We start from the raw sequence: 12,119 nt of genomic DNA on the forward strand, positions 1-12,119 counted from the left end.
TCGATAGCTGCGAGCTTGTGCTTCAAAAATAGAAACCTTCCAATCATCTTCATTATCGAGGAGGTGGCGGATATCTTCCCAAATTTTAATGGCATAAACTAGGTGAGTTTGGGCTTGTTCTAGTTGATTTATTTCTAAGAAAGTAGCACCGAGATTATTCAGGGAGATAGCTTCACCCTTGCGGTGTCCGATTTCCTTCGCAATAGCTATGGATTTTTGGTGGTAATAAATGGCTTTGTTGTACTTTCCCAGATTACCGTATCCAATACCGAGATTCTCTAGGGCGTGAGCTTCACCCTTGCGGTGTCCGATTTCCCTAAAAATCCCTAAGGATTGTCGGTGATAATTAATCGCTTTTTTGTAGTCTCCCAGATTACCGTATGCAATACCCAGATTATCCAGGGAATACGCTTCACCCCGGCGGTTTCCGATTGCCCTTTTAATAGCTAAGGATTGTTGGTGGTAATCAATGGCTTTTTTGTAGTCTCCCAGATGACGGTATGCATTAGCCAGATTACCCAGGGAGCCAGCTTCACCCTCCTGGTTGTCGATGTCCCGATGAATAGCGATCGCATCTAGCTGGTAATCAATCGCTTTTTTGTAGTCTCCCAAACTCTCGTATGCATTACCCAGATTACTCAGGGAGCGAGCTTCACCCTTGCGGTGTTTGATTTCCTTAGCAATAGCTATCGATTGTTGGTGGTAATCAATGGCTTTTTTGTAGTTTCCCAGATTACCGTATGCAAACCCCAGATTAGTCAGGGAAAGAGCTTCACCCTCGCGGTGTTCGATTTCCCTAGCAATATCTAAGCATTTTTGGTAGTGATCAATTGCTTGTTTGTACTCTCCCAGATTAGCGTATGCACGACCCAGATTACCCAGGGAGAGAGCTTCACCCTCGCGGTGTCTGATGTGTTGATAAATCACCAATGCTTGCTGCCAAGACTGTAATGCTTTTCGGAACTCACTGCCACAAATGTGACGAAGTCCTTGCTTAAATAGTTTGTAAGCCTCTGCCTGCTTACTGTCTACTTCAAGAATGGCGTCACCAGGGGCTAAACTCCCGTGTTGCTCTAGGCTCAAACAGTTTAGTTGGTGATCCAGTCCTGGCAAACTCAGGAATCTAGCCACAACAGGGAATTGCCCAGGGGTAAGGCAGAGAGTGAAAATTCCCAAAAACAAGACCTGCTTAAGTGTAATAGGATGTGGTATCATCTAATGTTTACCTAAATCTGAAACATTCCTGAGCCTAGGCAATTATTGGCAGAATTAGGGAGCAGGGAGTCGGGAGTCGGGAGTCGGGAACAGGGAATAAAATTTAGATGTACCTGACTATACAAGGAAACACTAATACTCCTCAGACCTACTTCCTACCCTTCACTTATACACTTCAAGCCGAGTTTTTTCCACAAAATGCATAGGCTCGCATACTTACCAGATAGGTAAGAATGAGATTTGGTTCCCTTGTTGGGAGAGATTGCTAGGATACATCTCACTTTGCTTTTTGACCCTGTGGTGCGTTACGGGGCCGACTATCCCAACCCTGGTTAAGAAGCCGAAAATTAGGGCAAGTCCGCCCCTAATGCACCCTACTGCCGTGGCACAGCTAATTTGGTGCTTTAGTAAAATCCCTTATCCCTTGTAAATTAAGGTTTTTAACAAAAAGCTATTGCACTATTTTAGCTGTGTCACGCCACTACGCAATACTCATAGCTATAAGGTACAGATTATTTTTTCCCTCTTGCCTCTTGCCTCTTGCCTCTTGCCTCTTGCCTCTTGCCTCTTGCCTCTTAACTACTCCCTGCTCCCTCATGAATACCAGCTTAGCCAAATACTGGACACTTAATTACATTAATCGTTTAGGTCAACATCAAACTAAACCCATAGAAAAGGCTAAGGAATTTATCAGTGCCCAAGCTATTACCTTATCTACAGATGAAGACACTATAGACCAAGCACTGATTAGCAGACTGTGGCAACGTTATCACACCCAAGACGACGACTTTGAGCTGGCTGAGGTTTGTCTACGTTGTTTAGTTTCTCAGCAAATCAAGGAAGTTTGTTATCAGTTAGTAGAGCAATTTGGTCAGCAACATAATTTTACCATGAATGACCTACTGCCATTAGTCCTTGACCGTTATCCTGAGCCCGATCAAGGCCATAAACTAGGGGTAGATAATTCTATAAATACCTATATTTTGAAAACCTTTGACCCAAATAAAAGTAGCTTATTTTCCTGGACAAAAAGACTGGTTAAAACGAATAAGGAGGTGAAACAATTTTTACTATACTATGGAATTGAGCAGGTAACCGATTGGTTATTACTGAAACAAACTACTCCTGGTAAACTAAATCGTATTCTATCGGAGTTTCATCAGCTAACTGCTCAGGAAATTAACCACTATCGTGAGTTATTAGAAAGTTATCAAAGGATTTATGTACGTCAACTGCAAGCAGAACGTAGTAAAATTAACCAACAACGACAACAACAAGGCTTAGGTAAACTTACAACTCCTTACCCAATTCCTAGCAAGGAACAATTACAGCTGATTACAACTTTGGGGGGCTCCATCGGAAAACTATCTCCAGAAGCAGTACTTACTGATTTACAACGGTTAGCTCAGCTAATTCGAGACTATAAAAAGAATCGTGGCAGGAATGTTACCACTCAAGCGTTAGGGAAATTTGAGCATCAATTAGCAGCTGATGATACCAGTAATAATCAGGAGGAAGACGAGGTATTAGCTGCCTATGACCAATTACTACAGGATTGTTTAACTACTGCTATTCAAGACGTTATACAAAACCGAACTGCTTATCTAAGTCGTCAACAAAAGCAGAGAGATCAGCAATTTTTAGAAGCACTAGATTTATTTCACTGTCAGCATATTACTATGACTAAGATTGCTGTCCAAATCGGCTTAACTGCGCAATATCAGGTCAGTCGCTTGCTAGACCTGAAAGCCTTTCGAGCTGATATTGCTAGACGCACTTCCATAAGATTACATCACCAACTCGTGGAGTTAGGGCAAGCCTACGCTTCTGCACAAGAGGTTAAGGAATTAGAGAAACGAATTAGTCAGTTTGTAGAAGACGAAATTAACCGGATTATGACGGCAGCCATGAAGGAAACCTTTGTTAAAAACAAATACAAACTCTCTAGTAATTTTTCTAGGACTTTATGTGAATTATTAAAAAAGGGAATCGGTAGTAGGGAGTAGGGTGTGGGGTGTGGGGTGTGGGGTGTAGGAATTTTATTGGAATTTTTGCCTATTGCCTATTGCCTATTGCCTCTTGCCTATTGCCTCTTGCCTATTCCCTATTCCCTGCTCCCTGCTCCCTGCTCCCTTTTTATATTATTACTTAACTAAAAATGCTAAATACATCTACAGAAATGATTTCATTTCCAGCATTAACCGAAACCCTAACGCTGGAATTAGAACAACAACAACAAGCCCTGGATATAGCCAACCAGATCCCAGAGCAACCAGGAACATTAGCTATCTATCTCCAATGCTTAGCCTTACTAGTCTTTGAAGATTGGCTAGCAAAACGGGAGCCAAGTTTACAGGTAGAACGGGCAGCTAATGTTTTAGTAAACTCTGAATTATCTCAAGCTATTGCTAAAGTTATTAATCCTGTGTGTCATCTACAGGTAGGAGATTTCAAGATTTGCCTTATTCCTAGCTTTGGATTTAGTGACCCCTTTGTAACGCTCCCTGAAGCAATTGTTACTATTCCCGAATTTACTGCTCATTTTTATGTTGTGATTGCCATTGATGATGACTTAGGGATTGCTGGGATTAAAGGAGTAAATCGATACGACCAGTTAGTTACAGATATTAGTAATATAGCTATTGGATATGATCAGAATTACGAGCTCCCTTTATCTAGGTTTACTATGAGTGGAGACGACTTACTACTTGATTTACAATGTCTCTCTCCTGAGGAAATTCCTTTACCAGAAATACCACAGGCCGATCCTAATTATGTTAGCGACGTGCTTGAAATCCTGAATCAACGGGCGATTAATGTGGGACAATGGTTATATAATCAAATCGATGACCTAGCTCAAGAATTATCTTGGCAGCTATTACCAGCACCTTCTCCGCAATTGCGGTTTCATCGTACCCCAGCCCAAGAATTAGCTGAGATTATAACTATTATTGATATCGAAATTCCTGCTGCCGCTGTCCGTAGTTATCGAGATTTTCAACTAGCTGGAATTCCACTGCGCCTTTATGCTGTAACTTGGCAATTACCCCAGTCTGAACCAGAAGGGGATTGGAGTATATTGCTGATCCTGGGAGCTAGCCCAGGTAATACTCCACCTTGGGGGATAAAATTGCGTATTACTGATTATACCATGGTCTTGGAGCAACAGGAATTGAGCACTAATGACGACTATTTATTTACTCAGTTTGTGGGGGCTAATCATGAAAAGTTTCTAGCTACAATTACCACTGCTGACGAAACAGCACAAACCTCGATGTTGTTTGAATTTAAAGGGAGTAGGGAGTAGGGAGTAGGGAGTAGGGAGATTTCATGTAGGGTGGGCAGTGCATCAGTTAGATTGATGTGTTTCTAAAGGGGATTGCTAGGCACTGCCCACCAGCCGATTAATCACTGGTTTACTAGTGAAAGGTAAGTTCATGTAGGGTGGGCAGTGCATCAGTTAGATTGATGTGTTTCGAAAGGGGATTGTTAGGCACTGCCCACCAGCCGATTAATCACTGGTTTACTAGTGAAAGATAAATTCATGTAGGGTGGGCAGTGCATCAGTTAGATTGATGTGTTTGCAAAGGGGATTGTTAGGCACTGCCCACCAGCCGATTAATCACTTGTTTAGTTCATGTCGGTGGGCAGTGCATCAGACAGATTTTGAAGCTTGCAAAGGGCGTTGCTAGGCACTGCCCACCCTACGATTATAAGCCAATTAACAACTACTCTAAGTCATATGAAAAGTAAAATTTTTCACCTTAAAGTTATCAAAATAAAGTCAGGATGTAACTTTGAGTTATCTTGGGAAAATGGTAAGACTATTTCTGCCATAGTAGATTATCATCAAGACCTTGATCAAGGTTACCAAGACTGGAAAGATGCTTACATTAATTGTTACCGAGATTTGCGAGTTATTAAAATAAAAAAAAGTGGTAGTATTTCATCCTCTAAGAAGGATAATGCTGGATTTTTGCGGGAAGCAGAAGCTAGGTTTTTATCACTCTTTGATCGGTGGTTACGGGATGGAGAGTTATATCAAATTCGTGAGGAAATTGCTAAGGCAGCTACGGATTCGTCTATTAATCGTCGCTATTGGGTTGATATTATCCTCACCTGTAACTGTTATGAATTAACTTGCTTACCTTGGGAAGCTTGGGAAATTAGTACTACTACTACGACTAATTTATCCAGATTCGGAACTATCCGGATTGCTCGGGCTTCTAATATTATCCATACTGGAATTAGTCATCATAAAATTATTCCTTCAATCCGTCGCCGAGCCAGAGTGTTGGCTATCTTAGGTGATGAAAAAGGATTAGACTTTAAAGAAGACCGCAAAGCGTTAGCTCACCTATCTAAGCTGGCTGAAATAAAATTTATTGGTTGGCAACCAGGAAAAGACTCTACTAGTCTTAAGCAGGAAATTGTGAAAGAAATTGCTAATCCTAGGGGTTGGGATATTTTATTCTTTGCTGGACATAGTAATGAAACTGCCTTTACTGGTGGGGAATTACATATTGCTCCTGATGCTTCTTTAGGGCTTAAGGAGATTCAACAGTCCCTCCAACAAGGGATAGCTAATGGACTTAAGTTTGCTATTTTTAATTCTTGTGATGGTATCTCGATTGCGGAATTCCTAATTGCTTTAGGGTTACCTCAAGTGGCGGTAATGGCAGAACCTATTCACAATCAGGTGGCTCAAGTTTTTATTGTCCAGTTTCTCAACAGTTTGGCTGAGTATAAGGATGTTCATGAAGCCCTCAGGGATGCTTGTGCTTATCTCAAAGACCAACAAAATCTTACCTATCCGTCTGCTTACCTAATCCCTACCTTATTTCGCCATCCCCAATCAGTACTGTTTCGCTTGGAACCATTTGGTTTAGGGCACAGTCTCAGAAATTGGTTGCCCACTAAAAAAGAAGCCCTTTGGTTATCGGCATGGTTAACCCTTAGTTTAATCCCACCTGTTCAGGATTTACTGTTAGAATCTCGTCTGTTGTTACAGGCTGGTTACCGTCAGGTTACTCAGCAGGTGCAGTGGCAAGCTAATCCTTCTCCAGTTCAGTCTCCAGTTCGGTTAGTTCAAATTGATAACAAGTCTCTTGAACAGGACAAGGTAACATTAGTTGATGGCAGGTATATGAATTATGGTTACTTAGCAAGTATATTAGATAAATTAGTTAGCAGTAATGCTCGTATAATTGGATTTGATTATATCTTAGATCAAGACCAACAACAGCTCGATAATAGTAAACAGTTACAGCAATCAGTTACTGAAGCGATTAAAAATAATACCTGGTTAGTTTGGGCAGCGATTGAAGCTGACCATCCTGCTGATTATCAGGGAGTTAGTGATAAAATTGCTAATCTTAAGCAAACCATGGAGGGAGATATTACAAGATATGATTGGTATGTGGAGTTACCTAGCAATAAGTGTGATCAAAGTTGTCCGTTTAGCTATTTACTAGTCCTTTCCTATTGTTTACGTAATCAAGATTCCAGCACTACTCAATTGGCGATGGGATTACCTGAGCCTCAACACAGTAATCAGGATTTTAGGACTTCAGTGATTGATTCGGTTAATGGTACCGATACACAAGCCCATACACAACTGGCTTGGTTGGGGAGGGTCAAACGTCCTGCGATCGCATATTTTTTACAATGGTTTCAACCGATTATTGACTATTCCCTGCCTCCAGAGCAGGTTTATCAAAGAATTTCTGCTTGTGAGTTATTAGGCTCCTGTTCTGGAGATGCTCTAGCTGATGATATCAGCTTTAACCAGACCATTGTGATTGTTGCTTCAGGAGGATACAAAGAAGCAGGAATTGATCAAGAAGGGCAAGATAATAATCTGCTTCCCCTTCCGGTAGCCTTCTGGCGTAGTTCACAGGGTTGGCAAGATTGGTTCGATGGCAAATCATCGTTTACTGGTGGTGAAGCTCATAGTTACATCGCCCACCATCTTTTTTACCAGCATCTGGTGATACCAATTCCTAATACCTTGATGATTTTGCTAACCGCTGTTTTAGGTAAGAGATTTAGGTTAATTAAACAGGATAATCCGGAGCAACAGCAATGGTGGTTTAGCAATATAGGTAAGGCTTGGTTGCTTTATTGGTTAGTTTATTGCTTGGTTTCATTACAAGTTTATATCTCTTTGAAGGTGCTGTTACCTACTTTGATGCCTTTAGTAGTGTTTAGCACCTATAGCGTTACGAAAAGGGAGTAGGGAGTAGGGAGTAGGGAACAATATAGCAATTATTATACTCATTAATATAAAGCCTATATTGTTAAATCAAAAGGCAAAAGTAAATAAAAATTTACTGGAATCAGCTCAAATATAGCGTTTTTAATAATTATCATGTACACAATATTTTTTCCCGATTCCCAATTCCCGATTCCCGATTCCCGATTCCAGAAAAACCAATAATTTGTACTTTACCCAATTAAATAATACTGTATTATGATGAAAATAATTCAAAACAAATCCACACTATTACTAACAATAGTAGTGCTAGTCTGTTCTTCTGTACTGCCTCTTGATGCCATAGTAAAAAAACCTCAGTCTGATCAGCAGTTATCCCAGTCTCAAGGCCAGCTAATTACGTTAAAATGGGGTGATATCTGGGAGAGATTGCGACGTAAAAAAGGTAAAGGAGGCTCAAGAGGGAGGTCAAGATATCAGCATCTTAGCGAGCAAACTCTCTGCATGCTTACCCCTGGTCAGCTACCAGATCGTGACGGTAATTCTAATCATAAAGGAAGCTTAGAAATTTGGAGTGAGCAACCCCTATTCCTATGGCAAGGAGAAATGAAAGGTATTGAGGTGCGTGAAATGCGTACTAATCAACAATTGTGGGAGCAACCTTTAGAGCCTACTACTAATAGTATACTTTATCAAGGAAAAGCCTTAAAACCAGGTATAGCTTACTATTGGCGCAATACAATTCCTTTAGAAGAACTTCCTACTAAGATAAGTTTTCGTCTGATGGATGACCAAAAGCGTAATCAAATCACGGCTGACTTAACTGCATTAGAAAGTAAGCTGAAGGCTAAAGATGCGAGTGCTGAAAGGATTGCTCTGAAACGAATTAACTATTTCATGGACAAACAACTTTGGTCAGATGCATTACGGGAAATTTATCTGATGCCTAATCCTCCAGCTGAGGTAACTGATGTTATTGATAAGATTAACAATAAGGCTCATGATTTTTGTCGGGAATAGGAAGAATCGTAGGGTGGGCATTGCTGATAAAGATCATGATTGAAGGCCGAGCAATTACATGGGCAATGCCCACCAATCCACAATAATCCTAGGGTAGGCATTGGTTCAGAAACCCGCCATGGGTACCGAACGTTGGTGGGCATTGCTCAGATCAATTTGCCCAGGATTTGGGTAAGTAAACTGGCCATGCCCACCCTACACAATGCTACCGATTACTATAAGGTACACATATTTTTTTACCGATTCCCGATTATCGATTTCATTTTTAGATAAGTATAAACAGTAATAATCGTAGGGTGGGCATTGCTGATAAAGATCATGATTGAACACCGAGCAATTACATGGGCAATGCCCACCAATCCACAATAATCCTAGGGTGGGCATTGGTTCAGAAACCGGCCATGGGTACCGAACGTTGGTGGGCATTGCTCAGATCAATTTGCCCAGGATTTGGGTAAGTAAACCGGCAATGCCCACCCTACACAATGCTACTGATGTTATTGATAAGATTAACAATAAGGCTCATGATTTTTGTCGGGAATAGGAAGAATCGTAGGGTGGGCATTGCTGATAAAGATCATGATTGAACGCCGAGCAATTACATGGGCAATGCCCACCAATCCACAATAATGTAGGGTGGGCATTGGTTCAGAAACCGGTCATGGGTACCGAACGTTGGTGGGCATTGCTCAGATCAATTTGGGCAGGATTTGGGTAAGTAAACCGGCAATGCCCACCCTACAGAATGCTACCGATTCCCGATTCCCGATTCCCGATTTCCGATTCCCAATTCCCTTTTTCTATAAGTCTCAAAAATAAAAAAAAATAGCCGTAGAAATACTATCCACGGCTATTTCAATTATCTATGTCAATGAGTTTCCAAACCGATCCGGACGCGAACAGACCGGAGCCTTTGCCAGGGGGGGGAAACCCCCCCAGAAATTAAAAGTGTTATGGCAACAGCCAATACTTCATCATTTTAGTAATCACTTCCCCTGGAACCTCAGTCGCTTCAAGAGGAGTCCATTCGGCAATCTCTGCATAGCCCAATTTATAAAGCATTTGGATACTATAGATTACTGCTTCACGAGAGCCTTTGAGAGTGTGCTCAACAGGTTGTTTCTTGAAGTTTGACTTAAACTCTTTTGACATAGATAAAAATTTGAGCTCGTTAGGTTTATATTGATTATTGTAATGATTATAATTTTAGTTGTCAAGGGTTTTAAAAAGTTTTTTTTCGGAAAGTTTTTATAGGCAATAAAAAAAGCGATTGCAAAGCTTTATTAAAGGTCAATCCCGTAGCTTATTTTTCGGTCAATCCCGTAGCGTATATTTTATAATATTGCATAGTTTTTTTATGAAATTGCTCTTTTTAAACGAGTAATTTTAATTATTAATTTTAACGATAACGATTTCTATCCTAATCATTTATCCAAGATTGTTTCCCTGCTCCTTTCTCCCTGCTCCCTGCTCCCTGTTCCCTGTTCCCTGTTCCCTGTTCCCTGTTCCCTGTTCCCTGCTCCCTGCTCCCTGCTCCCTGCTCCCTGCTCCCCATAAGTACCCTTTCGGGTACTGTCAACCCTAGTGCAGCCTTGCAATTATGTACATGGAAAGAACATTCAAGTCAGTTCTTGTTAGTAGTTAACCCTAAAGATAATAGTTATGTCAGAAAATGAAATAGTTTCCAATCAAACCAACCAAGGAAAGGAAATAGAACGGGAGGATCAGCGGCTCCATGAAATCACTTCTAGCGAAACTCCATCCCAGGCAATAGATTCCGAAGAGCAATTTGAGGGAATGATGGGTCGCGGTCAAATCGAAGCAGTATCCGGATTCAATAAATTCCGAGCTCTTAATGATGGTTTGGATTTCGACGAAAAAATTTTGGTCACAGAAGATTTGGAAAATCTTCCAGATGCTGGTGCTAAAGAATTCCAAAGGCCGGAGTCAGTATGTGGTAATGACGACCGCATCCGCATTTCCCCAGCTACTAATATTCCCTGGCGATGGATTTGCCAGTTAATCATTACCAAAGCTGATGGCAGCCAGTCCCGGTGTACTGGCTGGTTTATTGGACCACGGACAGTAATCACTTCTGGACACTGCGTTTATAGTCATAGTGCTAATGGTTGGGCGCAGAAAATTGAAGTCTTTCCCGGTATGGATGAGAACGAAGCTCCCTTCGGCTCCCAAGTTGGCACATCCTTCCGCAGTGTAACAGGCTGGACAGAAGAACAAGATGATGACTTCGATTACGGAGCAATTATTCTACCGGATGACACCCTAGGGAACCGAGTCGGCTGGTTCGGATTTGTCAATCTATCCGACGAGTTACTGACAAATCTACAGGTAAATAACTCTGGCTACGCTGGTGACAAACCATTTGGCACACAATGGTTCAATGCTGGCCGAATTACCAGGATCACTAGTGGCAAGCTCTCTTATATGCTCGATACCTATGGCGGTCAAAGTGGTAGCCCCATCTGGCGCTTTGAAGATGGTGAACGCCATGCAGTGGGAATTCACGGCTATGGTGGCTGTCCTAACAGTGCTGTCCGGATCAATCAGTCTGTGTTTGATAACTTGTCCGCTTGGAAAAATCTTTAATATCTCCGGGACTAATTAGCCGTTAGCTTATGCGCTACGCGCACGCTACGCGAACAGCGGTCAGTTATCAGCGCTCAGCTTATGCGCTACGCGCACGCTACGCGAACAGTTATCAGTTATCAGTTATCAGCTTAAGCGCTACGGGCACGCTACGGGAACAGTCAACAGGTGACGGCTGATCGCTGACCGATGCTTCACAGGCTGGAAGCCTGTTCCACAAAGCTGACTGCTGACTGCTAACGGCTGACTGCTGACTGCTTACAAATCAACTAACAAAGTAAAAAACTGTCAGATGACTACTAAACCACAAATTACTTTTAAATCTTTTGCTTTGAGCAGTCTTATCGGATTAAGCCTGCTGTTTTCTGCTTGTAGCGCTCCGCAACCAAACGTTTCACCGGAAAACAATCAGGGTAATAATCCAGATAATAATCCAATAGTTACCTCAACTGATGAACAAATGATTATCGAAGGTAAAATTGTCGCAGTTATGGAAAGCTTTCCTCTACAGTTAAAGGTAAAAACTGAGTCTGGTTCCTATAGTGTACAACTTCTTTCCGATACCAAAATCACTCGTCAAGGAGAAACTGTTGACCCAGGAAAATTGAGTCCTAAGCAAAAGGTTCGGATTAAAGGTCAGAGTTCTGGTTCCAGTAAGTCTGCTATCACTGCTGAAACTATTGAAATCTTTTAGTAAGCTATCAGTCGTCAGCGGTCAGCTGTCAGCTTTGTGGAACAGGCTTCCAGCCTGTGAAGCATCGGTCAGCAGTCAGCCATCAGTGGTCAGCGGTCAGTGGTCAGCCGTTAGCCGTTGGTTGTTCGCGTAGCGCATAAGCTAATAACTGAAAGCTGATCACTGTTCGCGTAGCGTGGGCGTAGCCCATAAGCTGAAAGCTGAAAGCTGAAAGCTGAAAGCTGATAGCTGATAGCTGATAACCATTGGTGACAAGTTAAGCAAAAGAGCAATTTGTCAAGTACTTTCCAGAAATTGCTGTATCCTTTACTAGGTAAACTATTCAGTGCGATCGCTAACCCCAAACTGTGCGATCGCTAACCCCAAACT

At 41.8% G+C, this 12,119-nt stretch carries 13 protein-coding genes; 11 read left to right on the plus strand and 2 right to left on the minus strand.

What is annotated here, in order from left to right; genetic code table 11:
• Positions 1-1,215 (minus strand): tetratricopeptide repeat protein (locus F6K52_RS22660; RefSeq protein WP_293083038.1); only part of this gene is annotated, 1,215 nt, incomplete at its 3' end.
• Positions 1,216-1,685: 470 nt separating this feature from the next.
• Here F6K52_RS22660 and F6K52_RS22665 point away from each other — a divergent pair.
• The 8 genes from F6K52_RS22665 to F6K52_RS22700 all read left to right on the plus strand — a co-directional run bounded on the left by F6K52_RS22665 (position 1,686) and on the right by F6K52_RS22700 (position 9,268).
• Complete coding sequence (locus tag F6K52_RS22665; RefSeq protein WP_293083041.1) at positions 1,686-3,221, plus strand: hypothetical protein; 1,536 nt, start codon at positions 1,686-1,688, stop codon at positions 3,219-3,221.
• Positions 3,222-3,238: 17 nt separating this feature from the next.
• Positions 3,239-3,367 carry a hypothetical protein gene (locus F6K52_RS22670; RefSeq protein WP_293083044.1) on the plus strand — a complete coding sequence of 43 codons (129 nt, stop codon included), beginning with the start codon at positions 3,239-3,241 and terminating at the stop codon, positions 3,365-3,367.
• Between the two features lie 6 nt (positions 3,368-3,373).
• The gene (locus F6K52_RS22675) at positions 3,374-4,522 is read left to right on the plus strand and encodes a DUF1822 family protein (protein WP_293083047.1); all 1,149 of its coding nucleotides are present in this window, start codon (positions 3,374-3,376) and stop codon (positions 4,520-4,522) included.
• A 435-nt stretch (positions 4,523-4,957) separates the two neighbouring features.
• Complete coding sequence (locus F6K52_RS22680) at positions 4,958-7,453, plus strand: CHASE2 domain-containing protein (RefSeq protein WP_293083050.1); 2,496 nt, start codon at positions 4,958-4,960, stop codon at positions 7,451-7,453.
• Positions 7,454-7,687: 234 nt separating this feature from the next.
• Positions 7,688-8,449 carry a hypothetical protein gene (locus F6K52_RS22685; protein WP_293083053.1) on the plus strand — a complete coding sequence of 254 codons (762 nt, stop codon included), beginning with the start codon at positions 7,688-7,690 and terminating at the stop codon, positions 8,447-8,449.
• A gap of 39 nt (positions 8,450-8,488) precedes the next feature.
• Positions 8,489-8,722: a hypothetical protein gene (locus F6K52_RS22690; RefSeq protein ID WP_293083056.1), complete on the plus strand. Its 234-nt coding sequence runs from the start codon at positions 8,489-8,491 to the stop codon at positions 8,720-8,722.
• Positions 8,723-8,771: 49 nt separating this feature from the next.
• Positions 8,772-8,993, plus strand: a complete 222-nt coding sequence (locus F6K52_RS22695; RefSeq protein ID WP_293083058.1) for a hypothetical protein — start codon at positions 8,772-8,774, stop codon at positions 8,991-8,993.
• A gap of 92 nt (positions 8,994-9,085) precedes the next feature.
• A complete protein-coding gene (locus F6K52_RS22700; protein ID WP_293083061.1) occupies positions 9,086-9,268 on the plus strand; it encodes a hypothetical protein in 183 nt (60 codons plus the stop codon).
• Between the two features lie 132 nt (positions 9,269-9,400).
• Here F6K52_RS22700 and F6K52_RS22705 read toward each other — a convergent pair whose 3' ends face one another.
• Complete coding sequence (locus tag F6K52_RS22705) at positions 9,401-9,601, minus strand: hypothetical protein (RefSeq protein ID WP_293083064.1); 201 nt, start codon at positions 9,599-9,601, stop codon at positions 9,401-9,403.
• A 286-nt stretch (positions 9,602-9,887) separates the two neighbouring features.
• On the opposite strand from F6K52_RS22705, the gene F6K52_RS22710 reads away from it, so the two are divergent.
• The 3 genes from F6K52_RS22710 (at position 9,888) to F6K52_RS22720 (ending at position 11,750) form a co-directional block, all read left to right on the plus strand.
• Positions 9,888-10,034 (plus strand): hypothetical protein, encoded by a 147-nt coding sequence (locus F6K52_RS22710; protein ID WP_293083068.1) that lies wholly within the window; start codon positions 9,888-9,890, stop codon positions 10,032-10,034.
• Positions 10,035-10,111: 77 nt separating this feature from the next.
• Positions 10,112-11,056: a serine protease gene (locus tag F6K52_RS22715; protein WP_293083071.1), complete on the plus strand. Its 945-nt coding sequence runs from the start codon at positions 10,112-10,114 to the stop codon at positions 11,054-11,056.
• A 292-nt stretch (positions 11,057-11,348) separates the two neighbouring features.
• Positions 11,349-11,750, plus strand: a complete 402-nt coding sequence (locus F6K52_RS22720; RefSeq protein ID WP_293083074.1) for a hypothetical protein — start codon at positions 11,349-11,351, stop codon at positions 11,748-11,750.
• The last annotated feature ends 369 nt before the right edge of the window (positions 11,751-12,119 follow it).

The sequence above is a fragment of the Moorena sp. SIO3H5 genome, from assembly GCF_010692395.1.
GTDB lineage: Bacteria > Cyanobacteriota > Cyanobacteriia > Cyanobacteriales > Coleofasciculaceae > Moorena.

What these genes read in the sequence shown, in the direction of transcription:
- F6K52_RS22675 (WP_293083047.1), top strand. Translation starts at nt 3,374, where the DNA reads ATGCTAAATACATCTACAGAAATGATTTCATTTCCAGCATTAACCGAA.
- F6K52_RS22680 (WP_293083050.1), top strand. Translation starts at nt 4,958, where the DNA reads ATGAAAAGTAAAATTTTTCACCTTAAAGTTATCAAAATAAAGTCAGGA.
- F6K52_RS22685 (WP_293083053.1), top strand. Translation starts at nt 7,688, where the DNA reads ATGATGAAAATAATTCAAAACAAATCCACACTATTACTAACAATAGTA.
- F6K52_RS22705 (WP_293083064.1), bottom strand. Translation starts at nt 9,601, where the DNA reads ATGTCAAAAGAGTTTAAGTCAAACTTCAAGAAACAACCTGTTGAGCAC.
- F6K52_RS22715 (WP_293083071.1), top strand. Translation starts at nt 10,112, where the DNA reads ATGTCAGAAAATGAAATAGTTTCCAATCAAACCAACCAAGGAAAGGAA.
- F6K52_RS22720 (WP_293083074.1), top strand. Translation starts at nt 11,349, where the DNA reads ATGACTACTAAACCACAAATTACTTTTAAATCTTTTGCTTTGAGCAGT.